17 protein-coding genes are annotated in these 21,030 nt (G+C 70.1%); 6 read left to right on the forward strand and 11 right to left on the reverse strand.

Annotated features, from left to right (window positions below; genetic code table 11):
- Nucleotides 1–227: 227 nt before the first annotated feature.
- The 8 genes from rplI to D7W79_RS08020 all read right to left on the reverse strand — a co-directional run bounded on the left by rplI (nt 228) and on the right by D7W79_RS08020 (nt 5,294).
- On the reverse strand, nt 228–671 hold the full coding sequence (gene rplI / locus D7W79_RS07985; RefSeq protein WP_120524743.1) for a 50S ribosomal protein L9: 444 nt from the start codon (nt 669–671) through the stop codon (nt 228–230).
- A gap of 30 nt (nt 672–701) precedes the next feature.
- Nucleotides 702–1,109, reverse strand: coding sequence for a 30S ribosomal protein S18 (gene rpsR, locus D7W79_RS07990; RefSeq protein ID WP_120524744.1), 408 nt, complete (start codon nt 1,107–1,109; stop codon nt 702–704).
- A 50-nt stretch (nt 1,110–1,159) separates the two neighbouring features.
- On the reverse strand, nt 1,160–1,639 hold the full coding sequence (rpsF, locus tag D7W79_RS07995; protein WP_120524745.1) for a 30S ribosomal protein S6: 480 nt from the start codon (nt 1,637–1,639) through the stop codon (nt 1,160–1,162).
- Between the two features lie 264 nt (nt 1,640–1,903).
- Nucleotides 1,904–2,479: an aminoacyl-tRNA hydrolase gene (gene pth, locus D7W79_RS08000; protein WP_120524746.1), complete on the reverse strand. Its 576-nt coding sequence runs from the start codon at nt 2,477–2,479 to the stop codon at nt 1,904–1,906.
- A 114-nt stretch (nt 2,480–2,593) separates the two neighbouring features.
- Nucleotides 2,594–3,286, reverse strand: a complete 693-nt coding sequence (locus tag D7W79_RS08005; protein ID WP_120524747.1) for a 50S ribosomal protein L25/general stress protein Ctc — start codon at nt 3,284–3,286, stop codon at nt 2,594–2,596.
- A gap of 224 nt (nt 3,287–3,510) precedes the next feature.
- A complete protein-coding gene (locus D7W79_RS08010) occupies nt 3,511–4,464 on the reverse strand; it encodes a ribose-phosphate pyrophosphokinase (RefSeq protein WP_120524748.1) in 954 nt (317 codons plus the stop codon).
- Between the two features lie 42 nt (nt 4,465–4,506).
- Nucleotides 4,507–4,806 carry a septation regulator SpoVG gene (gene spoVG / locus D7W79_RS08015; protein ID WP_120524749.1) on the reverse strand — a complete coding sequence of 100 codons (300 nt, stop codon included), beginning with the start codon at nt 4,804–4,806 and terminating at the stop codon, nt 4,507–4,509.
- Nucleotides 4,807–4,922: 116 nt separating this feature from the next.
- Nucleotides 4,923–5,294, reverse strand: coding sequence for a DUF5658 family protein (locus tag D7W79_RS08020; RefSeq protein ID WP_120524750.1), 372 nt, complete (start codon nt 5,292–5,294; stop codon nt 4,923–4,925).
- 197 nt (nt 5,295–5,491) lie between these two features.
- On the opposite strand from D7W79_RS08020, the gene D7W79_RS08025 reads away from it, so the two are divergent.
- The 4 genes from D7W79_RS08025 (at nt 5,492) to aqpZ (ending at nt 8,464) form a co-directional block, all read left to right on the forward strand.
- Nucleotides 5,492–6,091: a thymidine kinase gene (locus D7W79_RS08025; protein ID WP_120524751.1), complete on the forward strand. Its 600-nt coding sequence runs from the start codon at nt 5,492–5,494 to the stop codon at nt 6,089–6,091.
- Nucleotides 6,092–6,130: 39 nt separating this feature from the next.
- On the forward strand, nt 6,131–6,946 hold the full coding sequence (locus D7W79_RS08030) for a uracil phosphoribosyltransferase (protein ID WP_120524752.1): 816 nt from the start codon (nt 6,131–6,133) through the stop codon (nt 6,944–6,946).
- Between the two features lie 12 nt (nt 6,947–6,958).
- Entirely contained in the window at nt 6,959–7,495 is a 537-nt protein-coding gene (gene hpt / locus D7W79_RS08035; RefSeq protein WP_120524753.1) for a hypoxanthine phosphoribosyltransferase, read from the forward strand.
- A gap of 141 nt (nt 7,496–7,636) precedes the next feature.
- The gene (gene aqpZ / locus D7W79_RS08040) at nt 7,637–8,464 is read left to right on the forward strand and encodes an aquaporin Z (protein WP_120524754.1); all 828 of its coding nucleotides are present in this window, start codon (nt 7,637–7,639) and stop codon (nt 8,462–8,464) included.
- A 74-nt stretch (nt 8,465–8,538) separates the two neighbouring features.
- Here the strand turns inward: aqpZ and D7W79_RS08045 are convergent, their stop codons facing one another.
- The 3 genes from D7W79_RS08045 to D7W79_RS08055 form a co-directional block, all read right to left on the reverse strand.
- Nucleotides 8,539–9,549: a ribonucleotide-diphosphate reductase subunit beta gene (locus tag D7W79_RS08045; protein ID WP_120524755.1), complete on the reverse strand. Its 1,011-nt coding sequence runs from the start codon at nt 9,547–9,549 to the stop codon at nt 8,539–8,541.
- Between the two features lie 64 nt (nt 9,550–9,613).
- Complete coding sequence (locus D7W79_RS08050; protein WP_120524769.1) at nt 9,614–11,971, reverse strand: ribonucleoside-diphosphate reductase subunit alpha; 2,358 nt, start codon at nt 11,969–11,971, stop codon at nt 9,614–9,616.
- A gap of 543 nt (nt 11,972–12,514) precedes the next feature.
- On the reverse strand, nt 12,515–13,300 hold the full coding sequence (locus D7W79_RS08055; RefSeq protein ID WP_120524756.1) for an IF-2 protein: 786 nt from the start codon (nt 13,298–13,300) through the stop codon (nt 12,515–12,517).
- Nucleotides 13,301–13,428: 128 nt separating this feature from the next.
- On the opposite strand from D7W79_RS08055, the gene D7W79_RS08060 reads away from it, so the two are divergent.
- The gene (locus D7W79_RS08060; RefSeq protein WP_120524757.1) at nt 13,429–20,139 is read left to right on the forward strand and encodes a methyltransferase domain-containing protein; all 6,711 of its coding nucleotides are present in this window, start codon (nt 13,429–13,431) and stop codon (nt 20,137–20,139) included.
- A 24-nt stretch (nt 20,140–20,163) separates the two neighbouring features.
- On the forward strand, nt 20,164–21,015 hold the full coding sequence (dapF, locus tag D7W79_RS08065; protein WP_120524758.1) for a diaminopimelate epimerase: 852 nt from the start codon (nt 20,164–20,166) through the stop codon (nt 21,013–21,015).
- Nucleotides 21,016–21,030: the final 15 nt, after the last annotated feature.

The following is a 21,030-nucleotide window of genomic DNA, read 5'->3' on the forward strand; positions in this document are numbered from 1 at the left end:
GAGACAGGCGTTCATGCGGGGACCTCCAGGCGGTGTCCGCCGCTGAAGTACCCACGCCCGGGCCTCCGCCTCCACGCGGATGCCGTGGAACGGACCCGGTGCGGCGCCAGCCGGACTTCCCCGGCGACGCGCGGGCCCCTCCAGACGCGAAAAGGGCCGCCCGGTTGCCCGGACGGCCCTTCCCGTGAAGCCTTGGAGCCGTGGAGCGCTCCAGGTGAAGCGGTGGACTACTCGGCCACCACGTCGACCTTGATCTTCGCCGTCACCTCGCGGTGCAGGCGCAGCTCCACGTCGTAGCTGCCCAGCGACTTGATGGGCTCGGCCAGGTGCAGCTGGCGGCGATCCACCTGCTGACCCTGGGACGCCAGCGCCTCGGCGATGTCCAGCACCGTGACGGAGCCGAACAGCTTGTCCTGCTCGCCCACCTTGCGCTTGATGGTGACCTTGACGTTGCCCAGCTTCTTGGCCTGCTCGTCGGCAGCGCCCTTCAGCTTGGCGTTGCGAGCGGTCTGCACGGACTTCTCGTGCTCCAGCTGGCGCATGTTCTGCTCGCTGGCCAGGACCGCCTTCTTGCGCGGCAGAAGGAAGTTGCGGCCGAAGCCGTCCTTCACCGTGACGAGCTCGCCGGACTTGCCGAGGTTGTCGATGTCCTCACGCAGAATGACCTTCATGTTTCTGTCTCCTGTGTTGCGGACCGGCGGCTAGCCGACCACCGCGTTGTAGGGGAGGAGCGCGATGCCGCGGGCGCGCTTGATGGCGACCGCCACCTCACGCTGGTGCTTCGCGCAGTTACCGGAGATGCGGCGGGGGATGATCTTGCCGCGCTCGGTGACGAAGTACTTCAGCGTCGCCTGGTCCTTGAAGTCCACCGACGCGTTCTTCTCCGCGCAGAACCGGCAGACCTTCTTGCGGCCGAAGCCACGACCACCGCGCTTGTCGTCGTCGCCGCCCATGCCGCCGCGGTCGCCACGATCACCACCACGGTCGCGGTCACCGCCGCGATCACCGCCACGGTCGCCACCGCGCGAACCGCCGCCGTAGCCGCCACCGCCACCACCGGGGCCGCGGGAAGCGCCCGCGCCCTGCTTGCTATCCATGCCGTTGCTCATGAACGTTCTCGTTTCCTGGAAGGTTGGGGGAATGACCCGTCAGAGGAGGCTTACGCCTCCTCCGCGGAGTCCTCTTCCGAATCGACAGCCGCGAACTCCGGCGCCTCGCTCCGGAAGCCGCCACCCTCGCGCTCGGCGGGAGCGCCCGGACGGGTCTCCTCGACGTCGCCGGCCAGCTTCAGGTCCTCGAGGACCGGACGGGACTCGGGGTCCACCTCGTCCGCGATCTTCACGGAGATGTAGCGGGTGACCTCGTCGAGGTTGCGCAGGTTGCGCTCGATCTCCGCCACCAGCTTGCCGTCACCCAGGAAGCTCGTGTGGACGTAGATGGCGCGCGGCTGCTTGGCCACGGGGAACAGCGTCTTCTTCTTCCCCCACACCGTGAAGCGGAGGACCTTGCCACCCTCGCGCGAAACGATGCCGCGGACGCGCTCCTTGAGCTTGTCCACGTTGTCGTCGGTGAGGTCCGGCTTGACCAGGAAGATGGTCTCGTACTCACGAAGCCGCTTGGCGGCCTGCGTCTCTGCCATGTTTCTCTCCCCTTGGGGTCGAGTGCCCCCCGGACCATCCGGGGAGCGGGGAAACGGCCGGTGACCCTCGAAGGCCACCACCGGGGACGGGAAATCCTCTCGCGCGCCCGTCACCATCGCGCCTTGGCCCGTGCGTGAACACGGGAAGCTTTGAAAGAACATCCCCCAGCAAGCGTGGGACACACTTCGGGGGAAGGGGCTTCTAAGAGGACCCCTCCTGGAAAGTCAAGCGGAGGGAAGGGGGCGAGCGGCCGTCCCGCCGCTTCAGGCCTTGCGGTTGTGGCGGTTCATCGCCGTGGCCAGCCCGTCGCGCACCCAGCTCTCCGCCATGTCCGCCGCCTTGCCGATGAGCTCCTCCAACTGGCGGCGCTCGCCGTCGTCGAAGTTGGACAGCACGTAGCCCGCCACGCGCTCCTTGGCGTTGGGGCCTTCCGGCTTGCCAATGCCCACCCGTACGCGGATGAAGGCGTCCTCGCCCAGGCACTGCACCATGCTCTTGAGGCCGTTGTGCCCGCCCGCGCCGCCGCCCGCCTTGAGCTGCAGCCGGCCAAAGGGCAGGTCCAGCTCGTCGTGCACCACCAGCACGTCCTGGACCGCGACCTTGTAGAAGCGCGCGGCCTCCGCCACGGAGCGGCCGGACAGGTTCATGTACGTCTGCGGCTCCACGAAGAGGATGCGCTCGCCGCCCAGGCTTCCCTGGCCCACCCGCGCCTGGAACTTGTCCTGGGTGAGCTCCGCGCGGGCGCGCGCCAGCAGGGCGTCCACCACCATGAACCCGACGTTGTGGCGGTGGCGCTCGTATTCGCGCCCGGGGTTGCCCAGCCCGCAGATGAGCTTCATGGACGGCTCCGGAGGAGGGCGGGGCTCGAAGGGGCCCACGCCCGGGAAAAAGACAGCGGGGCAGGCCCTGGAAGAGGCCCGCCCCGCGAAGAGACACCGAACGGCGGAAGAGGACTACTTCTTCGCCGGGGCCTTGGCCGCGGCCGCCGCGGGGGCCTTGGCGTCGGCCGCCTTCGCGTCGCCCGCCTTCGCCGCCGCCGCGGGGGCAGCCGCCGCCGCCGCCGCCGCCGGAGCCGCCTCCGCCGCTTCCGGCGCGGAGAGGACCGCGATGGTGTAGTTGACGTGCGTCTTCACGGACACGCCCTCGGGGAGCTTCACGTCGTTCACGTGGATGGCTTCCGCGATCTTCAGGTTGGTGACGTCCACCTCAATCTGGAGGGGGATGGCACCCGGGAGCGCCCAGACCTCCAGGTTGCGGCGGATCTGCGTGAGCAGACCACCGTCCGCCACGCCCGCGGCCTTGCCGGTCAGCACGACGGGCAGGTTCACCTTGACCTGCTCCTTCTCGTTCACGGCGATGAAGTCCGCGTGCAGGATGTCCCGGGTGAGCGGGTCCATCTGGTAGTCCTTCAGGAGGACCTGCTGATCATTGCCCGCCAGCTTCAGCTGGATGAGCGTGTTCAGCTTGTGCGGGGTGTTGATGGCCGTGCGGATGGCCTTCGGGTCCACGGAGATGTGCAGCGGCGCCTTCAGGTGCTTGCCGTAGACGACGGCGGGAACCTGGCCGGAGGAGCGCAGGCGGCGGGCAACGCCCTTGCCGGAACCTTCACGGGCCTGCGCTTCGAGGGTGCTCTTGTCGGTGGCCATGGGAAATCTCTTTTCAGTGGGGTACGGCGGTGTTCACCGGTCCGTCGGGCGCCCTCGGCATCCCACCCCCATGGTGGGCCCCGAAGACGGCGCCCGGGCCGTACTGAGGCCCGTTGAACCGGTGGAGGGGGCCGGACATGCCAGCCCCCGGGGTCCTTCGTCAAGCCGCCCGGCCTCCAGGCGGCCCTTTGCCTGGAGACGTCCGGACAGGCAAAGGACGGCTTTCAGACGAACAGCGAGCTCAGCGAGTCCGCGCGGTGGATGCGCGCGATGGCCTCGCCGAAGAGGGCGTCCGTCTGCAGGGCGCGGATCTTCGGGCACGCCTTGGCGTTGGCCGCCAGGGGCACCGTGTCCGTGAAGACGACCTCCTCCAGGACGGAGTCGGTGATGCGCTGGATGGCGGGGCCGGACAGGATGGGGTGCACCGCGTACGCGACCACCCGGCGCGCGCCCTTGTCCTTCAGCGCCGCGGCCGCCTGCGCGAGCGTGCCCGCGGTGTCCACCATGTCGTCCACCAGGATGGCGTCCTTGCCCTTCACGTCGCCGATGAGGTTCATCACCTCCGAGGCGTTGGGGCGCGGGCGGCGCTTGTCGATGATGGCCAGCCCCGTGTTCAGCCGCTTGGAGTAGGCGCGCGCGCGCTCCACGCCGCCGGCGTCCGGGCTGACGATGACCAGCTCGCTCGACTCCGGGAAGCGCTTGCGGATGTCCTCCAGGAACACCGGCGAGCCGTAGAGGTGGTCCGAGGGCATGTTGAAGAAGCCCTGGATCTGACCGGCGTGCATGTCCATGGACACCACCCTGTTGACCCCCGCGACCTCCAGCATGTCCGCCACCAGCTTGGCGGTGATGGGCGTGCGGGCCGCCACCTTCCGGTCCTGCCGCGCGTAGCCGTAGTACGGCATCACGGCCGTGATGGAGCCGGCGCTCGCCCGCTTGAGGGCGTCGCACATGATGAGCAGCTCCATCAGGTGGTGGTTCGTCGGCGGGCACGTGGACTGGACGATGAACACGTCCTGTCCACGCACGTTCTCGCCGATCTCGACGTGGATCTCCCCGTCTGAGAACGTGTCCACCGTCGCCTGGCCCAGGGGACGCTGGAGGTACTCGCAGATGCGCTGCGCCAACGCCGGGTTGGAGTTCCCGGCGAACACCTTGAAGTCACGCGACGGCTGCATGGGGGCGCTGACTAACCCGTGCGAGCCCCGAAGGGAAGTTCGTTAGTCGAGTTCCGCAGCCACGGGGACGAGCGTCCCGTTCTGCGTCTGGTGAAGGTGTTTCTCGTACTCGATGAGGATGACCCGCTCCATCTGGCTGCGCGTGTCCGCGTTCAACGGATGGGCGATGTCCTTGTAGGTCCCGTCCTTCCGTTTTTTCGCGGGCATCGCGATGAAGAGCCCGGTGGAGCCATGGATCACCTTCAAGTCGCGCACGACGAAGCAGTGATCCAGGGTGATGGTGACGTACGCCTTGAGTTTGTCCTCTTCGACCGGAAACACCCGGACGTCGGTGATGTTCATGTCCCCCCCCGAACACTGGAAGATCGGAGCTACGGGGAAGCCTGGGACAGACCGGAGGTGAAAAGCAAGCACCCCCTACCTGTCGCGCTGGGGACCGTTCACTGCCCCCGCAGCCCCTATGCCCCGAAGGGCCAGTGACTCACCAGGTGGGCGAGGAACGCCAGGTGGTAGACGACGATGATGGCGTAGACGACGGCGCCCGCGCGGATGGCGAAGCGGCTGGCCTTGAGCCGGCGGTGCAGGCACAGCAGGCACAGCCCCGCGTTCACGATGAGCAGCTTGGAGAACATGAAGAGCAGCGGGGACTGCTCGTACGCCACGCGCATCACCGGGTTGAGCTCCTCCGCCACCCCCAGCTGGAGGAAGAGCAGGGTGAAGAGCCCGTCCATCAGGTTCAGCATCAGCAGCGCCACCGACGCCGGTGACATGTAGAAAGAAGCCTGCTGCGCCCAACTCCCGCCCTGCACCTCGTTCGCCGTCGCCGCCACTCGCCACCCCCGAAGGTTCCCGTCCGTGCTACCCGGGGGTAGGGCTATTCAAATCCCTTGCCAGGACTTGCGGGTCTTCCTGGAGGCAGGCGGGCAGGCGGCGCGGGTGGGGGGCTTGCGCCGCCGGAAACGAAATTGACGGGAAGGGGAGCGTCGCCGAGATTGGCCCCGCTTCCGCCCTTCCCGACGAGTGTCCCTTGCATCAATTCCCCAAAGATATCGGGTGGATAGAGGTCATCTGCGGCTCGATGTTCTCCGGCAAGACGGAGGAGTTGATCCGCCGCGTCAAGCGCGCGCTGTACGGCCGGCAGAAGGTGCGTGTGTTCAAGCCGCGCATCGACACCCGCTATGACGACACGCAGGTGGTGAGCCATTCCCAGTTGAAATTGACGTCCCTCCCCATCGAGAGGGCTGAAGAAATTTTCCGGCACCTGTCCCCCGACACGCAGGTGGTGGGCATCGACGAGGTGCAGTTCCTGGGCGGCGAGGTGGTGCAGGTGTGCGAGGCGCTCGCCCAGCGGGGCATCCGCGTCATCTGCGCGGGGCTGGACCAGGACTACCAGGGGCGCCCCTTCGAACCGATGCCGCAGCTGATGGCGGTGGCGGAGTACGTGACGAAGGAGCTGGCCATCTGCGCGGTGTGCGGGAACCCGGCCAACCGTTCGCAGCGCATCATTGGCAGCGAGGAGCGGGTGGTGGTGGGCGCGGCCGGTGCCTACGAGCCGCGCTGCCGCAAGTGTCACGTGGCGGAACCCGCGGAGGCGAGCCCTCCGCAGACGCTGAAGCTGTTCGACTGAACGAGAAGCCGCCTCGACCGGCGCGGGAGCCTCATTCCGATGCGCGACACCCTCTACGCGAACGTGCCGTTCAAGTTGAACGAGATGACCCACCACTATGGGCCCAACGTCCATCTGGTGGGAAATCCGTTTCTCCTCTCCCAGCTGGCCACGCTCTGCGCCAAGGGCACGCTCCAGCCGCAGATCAACCGGCTGGTGGAGCAGCTCTACGCGGACCTGGTGAAGACGGTCATCAACGCGGAGTTCCCGCGCAAGATGGTGACGATTCCCACCCGCATGATCGACTCCACGCCCCTGGGCATCTACCAGGGCGAGGTGGTGGACCCGCAGCTGCGCGTGGTGACGGTGAACATCGCGCGGGCGGGCACGCTGCCGTCGCAGGTGACGTACGACCTGCTCAACTTCACGGTGGATCCGTCCCTGGTGCGCCAGGACCACATCATCATGAGCCGGATGATTGACGCGGCCCAGGCGGTGGTGGGCTCGGAGATTGGCGGCGCGAAGATTGGCGGGGACGTGGACGACGCGTTCGTGCTGTTCCCGGACCCCATGGGGGCCACGGGTGGCAGCCTGTCCACGGCCATCACCCTGTACAAGACGAAGGTGCCCGGGAAGGCCCGGCGCATCATCACGCTCAACCTCATCGTCACGCCGGAGTACCTGCGCCGGATGACGACGGAGCACCCGGACGTCATCATCTACGCGCTCCGGCTGGACCGCGGCCTGTCCCCTCCGGAGGTGTTCGGCACCGCGCCGGGCCTGCTCTGGGAGAAGGAGCGGGGGCTGGATGACCGGCAGTACATCGTCCCCGGCGGCGGCGGCTTCGGGGAGATCATGAACAACGCCTACGTGTAGAGGGAGCACCCGGTGACGACGTTCCACGAGAAGGATGTCGGCGTCCTCATCTCCGAGGAGGCCGTGCAGGCGCGCGTGAAGGAGCTGGGCGCCCAGATTACCCGCGACTACCAGGGCAAGGAGCTGACGCTCATCTGCGTGCTCAAGGGCTCCGCGTTCTTCGCCATCGACCTGGCGCGAGCCATTGATTTGCCGCTCACGCTCGAGTTCCTGGGCGTGGCCAGCTACCACGGTGGCACGGAGTCCACGGGCGAGGTGCGCATCACCACGGACGTGTCCAAGCCGATGGCGGGCAAGCACCTGCTCATCATCGAGGACATCATCGACACGGGGCTCACCATGAGCTTCCTGCTGGAGAACCTCCAGGCGCGCCACCCCGCGTCGGTGAAGATCTGCTCGCTCCTGGAGAAGCCCGCGCGGGCCAAGACGAAGGTGAACATCGACTACAAGGGCTTCGTCATCGAGGACAAGTTCGTCGTCGGGTACGGCCTGGACTACGGCGAGAAGTACCGGAACCTGCCGTTCATCGGCATCTGGAAGCACGCCTGATCGTCCCACCCCGCGGGGTGGGGGATTTGAGATGGCGAGGGCCCTGTCCACGCGCCGCAAGGCGGCCGTGTGCAGGGCCTTCGTGCGTCGCGGGGGGCACGCATGCACAGCCTCTCCTCTGGACACGGAGGAGTCGTGGGCATGCGAGACGGGAACGCGAGGGTCCCCCGGACGACGACGACCGCGGGCGGGGAGGCGATGCAGAAGTACCTGGCGGAGGCCGTCGGCACGTTCGTGCTGGTGCTCGGCGGCGTCGGGGCGGCGGTGCTGGCGGGTGACCGCATCGGCTTCCTGGGGGTGTCGTTCGCCTTCGGCCTGTCGCTGCTGGCCATGGTCTACACGGTGGGCCCCATCTCCGGCTGCCACGTGAACCCGGCGGTGACGGTGGGCCTGCTGATGGCGGGCAAGTTCGACAAGCGCCACGTGGCTGGCTACGTCATCGCGCAGTGCGTGGGCGCCATCATCGCGGCGGGCGTGGTGCTGCTCATCGCGAAGGGCATGCCGGGCGGCTACTCCGCGGGCGCGGAGGGGCTGGGGAGCAACGGCTACGGCGCGGCGTCGCCGGAGGGCTACGGCGGCGGGGCGGCCTTCCTCGCGGAGGTGGCGCTCAGCTTCCTGCTGGTGCTGACGGTGCTGGGAGCCACGGACTCGCGAGCGCCGGTGGGCTTCGCGGGGCTGGCCATCGGCCTGGTGCTGACGCTCATCCACCTGGTGGGCATTCCCATCACCAACACGTCGGTGAACCCGGCGCGCAGCCTGGGCCCGGCCCTGTTCGCCGGAGGCGACGCCCTGCGCCAGCTGTGGATGTTCATCATCGCGCCGCTTCTGGGCGCGGCCTTCGCGTCCGCGGTGTACCGGCTGGTGCACCGGCCGGCGGTGCAGATCACCGCCACGCGCGCGGAGCAGGCCCTGGAGGACGAGCGCCGCGAACGCGTAACGGGCCGGCGTGACGTGGAGCACCCCGTCTAGGGCGCTGGAAGCACGAAGGCCGTGCCTCGCTTGTTCGCGGGGCACGGCCTCGAGTGTCACGGCAGGGGAGGGGCCTAGAAGGCGGCGTCGAAGACGACGTCGTTGGCGGCGCCCACGCCCACGCCCACCTGGTAGGACGACACGCGGCGCTCGAAGAAGTTGGTGAGTTCCTGGACGTCCTGCAGGTCCATGAAGTGCAGCGGGTTCTTCGTGTGGAAGATGGGGGACATGCCCAGCATCTGGAGGCGCTGGTCGGCCACGTACTCCAGGTAGCCGCGCATCTCCTGCACGGACAGGCCCATCACGCCGCCGCTCAAGAGGTCCTGGGCGAACTGCGTCTCGCACTCCACCGCGTCGCGCATCATCTGCACGACGTCCTTCTCCAGGCTCGCGTCGAAGAGGTCCGGCTCCTCCTTGCGCGCCGTCTTGATGGCCTCGAAGGCGAAGGTCATGTGGGCGGACTCGTCGCGGAACACCCAGTTGGTGCCCGCGGCCAGGCCGTTCAGCAGCCCCTTGCTGCGCAGGAAGTACACGTACGCGAAGGCCGCGAAGAAGAAGAGGCCCTCGATGCAGCCCGCGAAGCAGATGAGGTTCAGCATGAACTGGCGGCGGTCCGACTTGGAGCGGACCTGGTCCAGCGCCTGGATGCTGTCCATCCACTTCACGCAGAAGCGCGCCTTGCGCTGGATGGACGGGATGTTGTCCACCGCCGCGAAGGCCTTGGCGCGCTCCGCCGGGTCCGGCACGTAGCTGTCCAGCAGCGTCAGGTAGAACTGGACGTGCAGCGCCTCCTCGTACAGCTGGCGCGACAGGTACATGCGCGCTTCGGGCGCGTTCAGGTGCTTGTAGAGGTTGAGCACCAGGTTGTTGCCGACGATGGAGTCGCCCGTGGCGAAGAAGGCCACCAGCCGGTGGATGAGGTGACGCTCCGCGTCCGTCATCTTCGAGCGCAGGTCCACCAGGTCTGTGGAGAAGTCGATCTCCTCCACCGTCCAGGTGTTCTTGATGGCGTTGCGGTACATCTCGAAGAAGACGGGATACGCCATGGGGCGCAGCGTCAGGTTCATTCCCGGATCGAGCAGCATTGCTTCGGCACTCCCTTACTCACGACGACAGGGGACAGCAGGGGTACGGCGCCCACCCGCGTGACTACTGGCAGGCCTCGCACGCCTCGGGGTTCTCCAGCGAGCACGCCACCGCTTCGGCCTCCGCGGTCACGACCTGCGACACCGGCGCGGCCGCGGCCGTAATCGTCGGGCCGCCCTGGCCCACGGTGGCCTTGGCGATGCGGGTCGCCGGGCGCGAGCGCAGGTAGTAGGTGGTCTTCAGCCCCTTCTGCCACGCGTAGAAGTACATCGAGGACAGCTTCCCGATGTTGGGCGTCTCCACGAAGAGGTTGAGCGACTGGCTCTGGTCGATGAAGGCGCCGCGGTCCGCGCCCATGTCCAGCAGCGAGCGCATGGGGACCTCCCACGCGGTGCGGTAGATGGCGCGCAGCTCCTCCGGCAGCTCCGTGAGGTCCTGCACGCTGCCTTCGGCCAGCTTGATGCGGTTGCGCGTGGCCTCGTTCCACAGGCCCAGCTGCTGCAGGTCGCGCACCAGGTAGCGGTTCACCTGGAGGAAGTCACCGGACAGCGTCTCACGCTTGAAGAGGTTGGACACCTGCGGCTCGATGCACTCGTAGCAGCCGGCGATGGACGCGATGGTGGCCGTGGGCGCGATGGCGATCATCAGCGAGTTGCGCAGGCCCACCTTCATGATGCGCGAGCGCAGCGCGTCCCAGCGCAGCGTGTCCTCCGGGACGATGCCCCAGCTGTCGAACTGAAGCTCGCCCTTGGCCGCGCGCGTCTCCGGGAAGGAGGGGTGCGCGCCGAACTGCTCCGCCAGGTCGGAGGAGGTGACGAGCGCCGCGTAGTAGATCTCCTCGGAAATCTTCTTGGACAGGTTGCGCGCCTCGACGGAGTCGAAGGGCAGGCGCAGCTGGAAGAAGACGTCCTGGAGGCCCATCAGGCCCAGGCCCACCGGGCGCCAGCGGCGGTTGGAGTCCGCGGCGGTCGTGATGGGGTAGTAGTTGAGGTCGATGACGCGGTCCAACTGCTTGAGCGCGAGCATCGCGTTGGAGCGCAGCAGGTCGAAGTCGAACTTCCCGTCCTTCACCATGCGGCCCAGGTTGAGCGAGCCCAGGTTGCACACCGCCGTCTCACCCTGGCTCGTGACCTCCAGAATCTCCGTGCAGAGGTTGGACAGGTGGATGACGTTGCCCGGCTGGCCCGTCTGGTTGCTCTTGCGGTTGCAGATGTCCTTGAAGGTCATCCAGCCGTTGCCCGTCTGGGCCAGCACCTTCATCATCCGGGCGTACAGGTCGCGCGCCTTCACCTTGCGCACGGCCAGACCCTGCGCTTCGGCCTCCGCGTAGGCCTTCTCGAAGGCCTCTCCGAAGAGGTCGGTGAGGTGGGGCGTCGTCTTCGGGTCGAAGAGGCTCCACTCCTGGTCCGCCTCCACGCGGCGCATGAAGAGGTCCGGCACCCAGTTGGCCAGGTTGAGGTTGTGCGCGCGGCGGGCCTCGTCGCCGGTGTTGTCACGCAGCTCGAGGAAGTCCTCGATGTCCGCGTGCCACGTCTCCAGGTACACGCAGCACGCGCCCTTGCGCTTGCCGCCCTGGTTCACCGCCGCCACGGACGCGTCCAGCGTCTTGAGCCACGGGACGATGCCGTTGGAGTGGCCGTTGGTGGACTTGATCAGCGAGCCGCGCGCGCGCACGCGGTGGTACGCCACGCCGATGCCGCCGGAGAACTTCGACAGCATCGCGATGTCCGAGTACTTCTTGTAGATGGCGTCCAGCTCATCCGCCGGCGAGTCCAGCAGGAAGCAGCTGGAGAGCTGCTCGTGGCGCGTGCCGGAGTTGAACAGGGTGGGGGAGCTGGGCAGGTACTCCAGCGAGCTGAACAGGCGGTAGAGCTCGATGGCCTCGCGCGCGTTGTCGCCGGACAGGGCGCACGCCACGCGCAGGAAGAAGTCCTGCGGCGTTTCGATGACTTCGCGCGTCTGCGGGTTCTTGAGCAGGTAGCGGTCGTAGACGGTGCGCAGGCCGAAGTACTCGAACAGGTCGTTGCGGACCGGGTCGATGGCGGCGTTGAGCTTGCGCGCGTTGGCCTGGACGAAGGTGAGCAGGCGGTCCGCGATGAGGCCGTGCTTGTGGCCGGCGGCGACGGACTGGCTGAAGGACTGGATGTCCTGGTTGCTGACCTCCTTCTGGATGAAGGTGGACAGCAGGCGCGCGGAGAGCCGGGCGTACTCGGGCTCCTCCACGATGAGGGCCGCGGCGGTCTGGATGGACAGGCTGTCCAGTTCGCGCGTGGTGGCGCCGTCGTACAGGCCGCTGATGGTCTTGGTGGCCACGCGCATCACGTCCACGCGCGACAGGCCCACGCAGGACTTGCCCACCGCGCGGACGATCTTGTTGAGGTCCACCGGCTCCGCCGTGCCGTTGCGCTTCTTCACCCGCATGGTGGTGGCGAAGTCGCCGGGCGCCGACGCGGCCTGCGTGGCGGGCGCCACGGTGGCGGAGTCGGGGGGCGGCGAGGCGACGGCGTTCGGCTTGAAGGGCGTCTGGACGGTCACGGGCGTCTCACTTCCGGGCAAGGCAATGGCGTAGCCATCAGGGCGGACGGCCCCTGTGGGTGACGGCTTCGGAGATGACTGGGAGGGACTACTTTCCGATCAGGACCCGAGGGTCTGGCAACAACGACCCGACATGTAGTTGGGTGTATGGCGGAAGTGGGTATTTCGCAAGAAAACCACTGCCGCCTCCAGGGTCCAGGAACGCACCCCCCGTGATGGGGGGCGAGCAACCGGCGAACCCAAGCTATGGGGGGTCCTCCAGTGTGTCAACGCTAGATCCTGTGTAAACCTGCCGCCGGGGTCGGATCGATCATTGCAATCTATGATCACTCAACGACACTCTTCCGGGCGTCTTCCGGCCGACATTTACATGGCCGGAAAAGTGCGTTCGCGACCGTCTTTTTCATGGGGTCATCCAACCCCCCAAGATCAGGGCGCGTTGCCCGCGTCGGGGGTTGGGGCGGCGGCCGGGGGCTGCGCGGAAGCGTCACCCGAAGGTGACGGAGCGGGCTGCTGGGGCGCCGGTGCTACAGGGCTGTTGTCCGGGGCGCTCTCGGTGTGGACGGCGCGGCGCAGGGCCTCTTCCAGGTTGCGGGCGGTGGGGCCCACGGTGGTGAGCATCTGGTTGGCGGCGCGGGCGTGGCGGTTCTCCGTCTCCGCGGCGAGCTTGAGCTGGGCCAGCCCTTCGGACACGAGGCGGCGGGCGTCCTCCAGCTTCTGGCGGGCCTGGTAGAAGGCGACGTCGGTGAGCATGGACTGGAGGCTTCTGCGCTGCTCCTCCGTGATGCCGGCGAGCTTCTCCGCCCGGCGCAGGTAGTAGAGGCCGCGCTCCACCTTGGCGGGCTCGCCGGACGCGATGCGCGGGCGGGCCAGGTTCTCCAGGAGGGGGAAGAGGGCGCGGTCCAGGTCGTCGCGGTCGGTGAACTTCTGCTGCGAAAGCAGGGTGACGTCCTGGCCCTCCAGGGGGAGCGGGGCGTAGGCGTCCGCGAGGCGCGGGTCGCCGGGGCGGTAGGCGGCGGCGCCCGTGGGCAGGGCGCGCCCCTTCATCACCACCAGTTCGCCGTTCTCCTGCACGACGGTGAAGGTGCGGGCGTTGAGCTGGCCCAGGAGGAAGACGACGCCGCCACCCAGGCCCAGGATGACGAGGAAGACGAGCAGCCGGGTGAAGGTGCGACGGGCCCGGTAGCCGAATCCCTGCGGTGAATGGGTGGTCATGTCGCCTGCTCTCCGGTCGGTCGGGCGTGGGCCCGTGAGGGTCTGGCCCTGAAATTGGGTCTTCTGGGACTCCAACGCTACAGTTCTCGCCCCCTCGGGAACATCATTTGCAACCCACCTTTCGTCGCATGGGGCCCAGCGAACTGCTGCCCCGCTACATCTTCGCGGAGAGCCTGTTCGCGCGCCGTCGCGTGCTGGAGGTCGACGCCGTGGCCTCCACGGGCGGCGAGAGCGCGCGCTTTCTCGTCGAGCGGGGTGCTCGCACCGTGGTGGCGTGCGACGCGGACGTGGCGGCGGTGGAGGCGGCGCAGAAGGCCCATGCGCACCCGCAGCTGCGCTTCCGCGCCAACGTCTATGACGACCTGGAGGCGGGCAGCTTCGACCTGGTGCTGGTGACGGACCTGGCGCCCTACGTGCGCGCGCCGGAGCTCCTGGCGGAGCTGGCGCGGCTGGTGGCCCGGCAGGGCTTCCTGGTGGGCGGCCTGCGCAACATCGCGGGGCTGGCGCTGCCGCAGCTGCTGGAGCCGGAAGAGGCGGTGCCGCCCACGTACGGGCAGCTCCTGGACGCGCTGACCGCGCACTTCCCGCATGTGGAGGTGGCCACGCAGTCGCCGGTGCTGGGCTACCAGCTCGCGTTCGAGAAGGGCGAAGGCCTGCAGGTGGACGGCTCGCTCGTGCGGCACAGCGAGGCGGCGTACTTCGTGGTGATGGCGGGCCTGGAGCCGGCGCGGGTGGTGGACCCCACGTGGGTGCAGCTGCCGCCGGAGCCGCTGGCCTTCACGCGCGGCAAGCTGGATGAAGTCGCCGCCCGGGCGAAGACGTGGGAGGAGCGGGCGGGGCGGCTGAAGGAGGCGGTGTCCAAGCTGCGCGCGGAGATTGGCGACCGCGAGGCGGAGGTGGTCGCGCTCAAGCCGGCGCTGGAGGGCGCGCGGCAGGACATGGCGCGGCTGACCGCGCAGCTGGAGCAGGCACGGGGCACGGTGGAGTCCGCGCGCGAGCGGGACGACCTGAGCAGCCGGCTGCGCCGTCGCGAGCTGGAGTTGCAGGTCGCGACGGAGCGCATCGCGGACGCGGACCGGCGGCTGGCGGCGCAGCGCCTGGAGGTGGAGGCGGCGCAGCGGGCGCAGGCGGAGGCGGGCGTGCAGGTGCTGGCCGCGCAGGAGTCGGTGCGGCTGGAGCGGGCGCGGCGCGAGGAGACGGCGGCGACGCTGGACGAGGCGCGCGAGCGGCTGACGCAGGCGTACACGGAGCTGCGCACGCTGCAGGACGAGCTGGGCTCGCTGCGTATCGACCGTGAGCGGGACCGGCTGGCGGCGGAGCGTGCGCAGGACGGGGCCGAGGATCGGCGCCGGCAGGCGGAGGCGGCTCGCGAGCGGGAGCTGCGCATCGCGGAGCAGTATTCGACGGCGCTCGCGGCGGTGGAGCACCTGAAGGCGGAGCTGGCGCGCGCGCAGGAGTCCGCGCGGACGGCGGGCGACGCGGTGCCGGTGAAGGAGGCGGAGCTGGCGCGCGCTCGCCGGGAGCTCGCGGAGGCCCAGCAGCGGATGCATTCCGCCGAAGGGGCGCGCAAGCACGCGGAGGCCCGGCTCTCGGAGCGCGAGGCGCTGCTGCGCGGCCTGGAGACGGAGCTCACCGCGGCACGCGAGGCGGAAGGCCGGCTGCGGCAGGAGCTGGAAGGGCGCGCGCAGTCCGAGTCGGCGGCGCGGGCACTGGCAGCGCGGCTGGAGGAGGAACTCCACGCGGCCGGGCTGCGCTTGGAGGCGCTGGAGGCGGAGCAGAAGCGGGTCGAGTCCGCCCAGCACACGGCGGGGCAGCGGCTGGCGGCGGCGGAGACGGAGCGCGTCCGGGTGGAGGCCGCGCTTGTGCAGGCCATCGATGCGGAGCGGGCCCAGGCGCAGGCACGGTTGGAGGAGGCGCTGGCCCAGGCCCGCGCGGAAGCCGACGAGCGGGTGACGAACGCGCTGGCCGCCGCGCACTCCGACGCGGATTCGCGGCAGGAACGTGCGCTGGCGGAGGCCCGCGAGCAGGAGGAGGCGCGGCTGGAGGAGGCGCGTGCTCGCTTTGAGCGCGCGCTGGCGGAGGCCCGTGAGCAGGAGGAGGCTCGGCTCGCACAGGCGCTGGAGGAGGCGCGGGGCCTTGCTGAGCGTGCGCTGGCGGAGGCCCGTGAGCAGGAGGAGGCTCGGCTCGCGCAGGCGCTGGAGGAGGCGCGGGGCCTTGCCGAGCGTGCGCTGGCGGAGGCCCGTGAGCAGGAGGAGGTACGGGCCGCGCAGGCGCTGGAGACGGCCCGGGCTGACGCGGATGCTCGCGTCGAGCGCGCGTTGGCGGAGGCTCGAGAGGCCGCGCAGGCGCTGGAGGCGAACCGGTCCGACACGGATGCGCGTGTCGAGCGTGCGTTGGCGGAAGCTCGAGAAGCGGCGCAGGCGCTGGAGGCGAACCGGGCTGATGCGGATGCGCGTGTCGAGCGTGCGTTGGCGGAGGCGCGAGCAGCGGCGCAGGCACTGGATGCCGCCCGGGCTGATGCGGATGCGCGTGTCGAGCGTGCGACGGCGGAGGTCTCGCAGGCACTGGATGCAGCCCGGGCCGACGCGGATGCACGTGTCGAGCGCGCGATGGCGGAGGCCGCGCAGGCTCTGACCGAAGTCCGGGCCGACGCGGATGCCCGTGTCGAACGCGCGTTGACGGAAGCGGCGCAGGCCCTGACTCAAGCGCGGGCCGATGCGGACGCGCTGCTGGCGAAGGCGTTGGCGGACGCGGCGGCCGAGCGGGATGCGGCCCTGGCGGAAGCGGAGAGCCGGCGGGAGCAGGCTCTTGCCGAGGTGCGTGCCAGCGCCTCCGCTCAACGGAGCCGACACCTGGCGGACGTCGAGGCCCGTGCGGCGCAAGCGCTCGTGGACGCGCGTGCCGAGGCCGAGGCCCAGCGGATCCAGGCGCTGGAGGATGCCCGCGCCGAGGCCGAGGCCGAGCGGGTCCGGCAGCTGGAGGAAGCCGAACTCCGCGCGGCGCGGATGCTCGCCGAGGTTCGTGCCGAAGCCGACGCGGTCCTCGCCCGACGGTTGGAGGAAGCCGAAGCCCGCGCGGCCCGTGCACTCGCGGAAGCCCGTGCCGAGTCGAGCGGCCAGACGGAACAGGTGCTCTCCGATGTCCGTGCCGAGGCGGAGGCCCGGCTCGTGGCGGCGGAGGCGCGTGCCTCGGAAGCCCTGGAGGCCGCGGTCGAACAAGTGCGTTCGGAGGCCCGGGACACCCTGGCCCGTGAGGTGTGGGAACACGGAGCCCGGCTCGCGGAGTCGAACCAGGCCCGCGAGGCCGCCGAGGCGCGGAACACGGAGCTGGAGGCAACGCTCCGCACGCTGCGGCAGGAGCTGACCGACTCGGAAGCCCTGGCGGCGCTCATCCAGGAGGACCTGTCGCGGGAGCAGAAGGCCCGGGCCTCGGTGCAGGCGGAGCTCGACGCGGCTCGCGAGTCGCTGACCACCGAACAGGAGCGGGGGGCTCGCTGGGAGGCGCTGCTCGCCGACACCCAGGCGCAGCTGTTGTCGGAGCGCGAGCAGCAGGCCCGCGCGCAGGTGGCGCTCGCGAACCTGCAGGAGTCGCTCGACGCCGAGCGGGCCCTGCGCGCCCGGCTGGAAGGCTCCGAGTCCTCGTGGAACGAGGCGCAGAGCGCGCTGGAGTCGGACCGGCTGCGGCTGGATGCCGCGCTGGGCGTGGCTCGCACCGTCCTGGAAGAGGAGCGCGCGCAACGGGCCCGGCTGGAAGCGTCGTTCGCCCAGCTCCAGCAGGACTCGGCCTCGGCGCTGGATGCGTCGCGGGTTTCGGCGCAGGAGGCCCGGACCCAGCTCGAAGCGGACCTGTCGGCGGCACGTGCCGCGCGGCTGTCCACCGAGGCCTCGTTCGAGCACACGCGCCAGACCCTTTCGGAGGTCCAGGCCGCCTTCACCGAAGCGCAGCGCACGAACGAAGCCGCGTTGCTGGAGCTGCGACAGTCGCAGGCGACGGCGCAGGAAGAGGCGCGTGCGTACGCTCGGGAGCTGGAAGAGGCCCGTGCCGCGCTGGCGGACGCGAAGCAGGCGCAGTCGGCCCAGGACGCGACGGTGCGCGAGCTGCGCGCGGAGCTCACCGAGGCGCGGCGGTCGGAGGTGGAGGCGCTGTCCTCGCTGGACGACGCCCGCACGCAGGAGGCTCGCGACCGCGAGTCGCGCGCGAAGGACGAGGCCGCGCTCCGCTCGGAGCTGGAGACCCTGCGCGCGGAGTTCACGGCGCAGCGGGAGCGCCTGTCCGAAGCGGAGCATGCACAGGCCGCTGTCCAGGCCCGGCTCGCGGAAGTCGAAGCCCGCCGTACCGCGCTGGAAGCGTCGCTGTCGGACACCGAGTCCCGCTACACCGAGGAGGCCGCACGCCTCCCCGCGATGCAGCAGGCCCTCGCGGAGGCCGAGGCCCGTCTCGCGACCGAGACCACGCGAGTGCTCTCGCTGGAGCAATCCCTGGCGGAGGCGGACGCCCGTCACGCCGCCGAGTCCGCACGCCTGGCTTCGCTGGAGCAGTCCCTGTCGGAGGCGGACTCCCGTCATGCCGCCGGGTCCGCGCGCCTGGCTTCGCTGGAACAGTCCCTGACGGAGGCCGAGGCCCGGCTTGTCGCGGAGTCCACGCGGCGCTCCGAACTGGAAGCGGCGCTTGCGGAAGCAGAGTCCCGGCAGGCCAGCGAGTCCACCCGCCGTGCCGCACTCGAAGCGTCGCTCGCGGAGGTCGAATCCCGGCAGTCCACGGAGTCCACGCGCCGCTCGGAACTGGAGGCGTCCATCGCCACGGCGGAGGCCACGATTGCCGCCGAGTCCGCGCGCCGCTCCGAGCTGGAAGCCTCGCTGAAGGAAGCGGAGTCCCGCGTCTCCACGTTGGAGCAGGCGCTCGCGGAAGCAGAGAAGCGCTCCGCCTCCGAGACGTCACGCCGTGTCGGGTTGGAAGCCTCCTTGACGGAGGTCGAGTTCAGGCTTGCCGCCGAGACGGCGAACCTCAGCGCGCTGGAGGATTCGCTCGCGCAGGCGGAGGCCCGTCTCGCCGCGGGCTCGCAGTCGCAGGACGCGGCACGCGAGGCCGAAGCACGGGCGGCGCGTCTCACGGAGTCCCTGGCGGCACGCGAACAGGAGCTGCGCGAGGCCGGTGCCCTGCGGGTCTCCATGGAAGCGCAGCTGGAAGGCGCGCTCTCGCGGACCGAGCGTCAGCAGCAGGACCTGGACGAGCTGCGCGAGCAACTGGGCTTGAAGGAGCAGGAGTTGACGGCCCTGCGCGCGGAGACGGCCCGGTTGGGCGCCGCGCACCAGGAGCTGCTGCGCCTGGGATCAGAACTGCAACGGGCGCACGCCGCGCTGCATGAGCGGAGCCAGCAGGTCGGCCGGCTGGAAGCGGAGTTGGTGGATGCCAGCGACCGGCTCGCCGCGACGCGCGAACATGCGGAGGTGCTCGTGGTGCAGCTCGAAACCGCGCGCCGCTTCGCGGGCAAGGCCACGAACCTGGAGGCATCGCTGGAAGGCCTGCGCGCCGAACTGGAAGCCGCGCGCGCGGAGACGGCCCGGCTCACGGATCTCACCGCGCGCGCGGAGCAGGAGCGGGCCGAATTGGAAGCCCGGCTCACGAGCGTCACCACCGAGAAGGCCACGCTGGAGGTGCGCCTCGCGGAAGTGTCCTCGCAGGCCGGCACCGAGCAGGCGGAGCTGGAGCTGCGGCTCACCGAAGCGCTCACGAGCGCCGGCACGGACAAGGCGACGTTGGAGCTTCGGCTCAACGAGGCCCTCGCGAGGGCCAGCCTGGAGAAGGCCGAGCTGGAGACGCGCCTCAACGAACTCCTCGCCAACGCCGGAACGGATAAGGCCGAACTCGAAACGCGCCTCACCGAAACGCTCGCTCAGGCCGCGACGGAGAAGGCCGAACTGGAAGTGCGGCTCGCGGAAGCCACCGCCCAGGCCGGCACGGATCGGGCCGAACTCGAAGCGCGCCTCGCCGAACTCGCCGAACAGGCCCGCGAGGAGAAGTCCTCCATCGAGGCTCAGCTCGCGGACGTCAGCGCCCGGGCCGCCGCGGAGCGGGCTGAACTCGAAGCGCGCCTCGCGGACCTCACCGCCCAGGCGGACTCCGCGAACGCCGAACGCGACGCCAGCCTGGCGGAAGCCGAGGCGCGCGCCGCGACGGCGCAGGCCGAACTCGAAGCCCGCCTCAGCCAGTCCGCCGAACAGACCCGCGAATCCCTCGCCGCCCTGGAGGTCCGCCTCGCCGCCGCGCTGGAGGACGCTCGGACCGAGCAGGCCGCGCTGGAGTCCCGCGTCGCCGCCCTGACCCAGGCCGCAGCCGACGCCGAAGCCCAGGCCCGCCGCGCTGACGCCGAGCGCACCGCCATGGCCTCCGAACGCGAGCGCCTCCAGTCGGACCTCACGGTCGCCCGCGCCGCCCGCGTCCGCCTGGAAGGCCGCGCCAACTCCCTGGAGACCGCCGCCGCGGATGCCGTGCGCATCCTGGACGCCGAGCGCGCTGAACGCGACCAGCTCGCCGCGCGGATCCGCGAACAGCAGGCCCGGCTGGAAGCGCTCGAAACCGAACGCGAGACGCTGGTCCAGGCCCTGGAGGAGGCGAAGACCTCCGCCGCGCCGCCCCCGGAGGACGTCCTGGAGATGGCCGCGGAGATGGAGGTCCTCCAGGCCCACGTGGAGAAGATGCAGGACCAGCTCGCCGCCCGGGAGGCCGAACTGGCCGAGCTGCGCCGCTCCAGCGCCCCCGCCGCGCCCGGGGCTTCACGCCGCGCAATGCCCGCCCTGGACGTTCCGTCCGCGCCCAAGAAGGTCGGCGAGCGCGAATAAACGCCGCCGTCTACACTTCCCCCCGTGGACGCAAGCGAACGCATCTTCAAGTACCACGGGCTCGGTAACGACTTCGTCGTCCTGGACCGCCGCCGCACGGGCGCGGACATCGACGCGGAGCAGTCCCGCTGGCTCTGCGACCGGCGCCGGGGCATCGGCGCGGACGGGGTGCTCTCCATCCTCCCGTCGTCCCGGGGCCTTGCCCGCATGGTCGTCCACAACGCCGACGGCAGCATCGCGGAGATGTGCGGCAACGGCCTGCGCTGTGCGGTGAAGTATCTGGTGGACCAGTCCGGCCAGCACCCCGCGCTCATCGACGTGGAGACGGGGGCGGGCGTGCTCACCTGCGAGCCCGGCTATGGCGACGGCGGCGTGGTAGGCGTGGACATCTCCATGGGCCCGGCCCGGCTGGTGGCCGCGAACCTGCCCTCCGGTACGACAGGACAGCCTTTCGTGAACGCCCCGGTGCCCGGCCACGAAGGCCTGCTCGGCACCGCGGTGAACATGGGCAACCCGCACCTGGTGCTCCTGGACCAGCCCCTGGAGGCCGCCGAGCGCCTGGGCCCCGCCCTGGAGCGCCACCCGGCCTTCCCGGACCGCACCAACGTGGAGTTCGTCCGCGTGGAGGAGGACGGCCTCACCGTCGTCGTCTGGGAGCGCGGCTGCGGCCTCACCCAGGCGTGCGGCACAGGCGCGTGCGCGTCCGCGGTGGCGGCGGTGCTGGCCAAGCGCCTGCCCTCGAATGCCTGGCTGCGCGTCACCCTGCCGGGCGGCGACCTGCGCATCCGCGTTCCGGGCGACCTGTCCGACATCCGGCTCCGGGGCCCGGTGGCCTTCGTCTTCGAAGGCGTTGTAGCGCTTCCAAGGGCCCGATAACCTTCGGTTTTCCTC

The organism is Corallococcus exercitus (assembly GCF_003611585.1).
GTDB classification, from domain to species: domain Bacteria; phylum Myxococcota; class Myxococcia; order Myxococcales; family Myxococcaceae; genus Corallococcus; species Corallococcus exercitus.

Coding starts and splice junctions, on each gene's coding strand:
- rplI (WP_120524743.1), bottom strand. CDS start 671: ATGAAGGTCATTCTGCGTGAGGACATCGACAACCTCGGCAAGTCCGGC.
- rpsR (WP_120524744.1), bottom strand. CDS start 1,109: ATGAGCAACGGCATGGATAGCAAGCAGGGCGCGGGCGCTTCCCGCGGC.
- rpsF (WP_120524745.1), bottom strand. CDS start 1,639: ATGGCAGAGACGCAGGCCGCCAAGCGGCTTCGTGAGTACGAGACCATC.
- pth (WP_120524746.1), bottom strand. CDS start 2,479: ATGAAGCTCATCTGCGGGCTGGGCAACCCCGGGCGCGAATACGAGCGC.
- D7W79_RS08005 (WP_120524747.1), bottom strand. CDS start 3,286: ATGGCCACCGACAAGAGCACCCTCGAAGCGCAGGCCCGTGAAGGTTCC.
- D7W79_RS08010 (WP_120524748.1), bottom strand. CDS start 4,464: ATGCAGCCGTCGCGTGACTTCAAGGTGTTCGCCGGGAACTCCAACCCG.
- spoVG (WP_120524749.1), bottom strand. CDS start 4,806: ATGAACATCACCGACGTCCGGGTGTTTCCGGTCGAAGAGGACAAACTC.
- D7W79_RS08030 (WP_120524752.1), top strand. CDS start 6,131: ATGCGCGACACCCTCTACGCGAACGTGCCGTTCAAGTTGAACGAGATG.
- aqpZ (WP_120524754.1), top strand. CDS start 7,637: ATGCGAGACGGGAACGCGAGGGTCCCCCGGACGACGACGACCGCGGGC.
- D7W79_RS08045 (WP_120524755.1), bottom strand. CDS start 9,549: ATGCTGCTCGATCCGGGAATGAACCTGACGCTGCGCCCCATGGCGTAT.
- D7W79_RS08050 (WP_120524769.1), bottom strand. CDS start 11,971: ATGCGGGTGAAGAAGCGCAACGGCACGGCGGAGCCGGTGGACCTCAAC.
- D7W79_RS08055 (WP_120524756.1), bottom strand. CDS start 13,300: ATGACCACCCATTCACCGCAGGGATTCGGCTACCGGGCCCGTCGCACC.
- D7W79_RS08060 (WP_120524757.1), top strand. CDS start 13,429: ATGGGGCCCAGCGAACTGCTGCCCCGCTACATCTTCGCGGAGAGCCTG.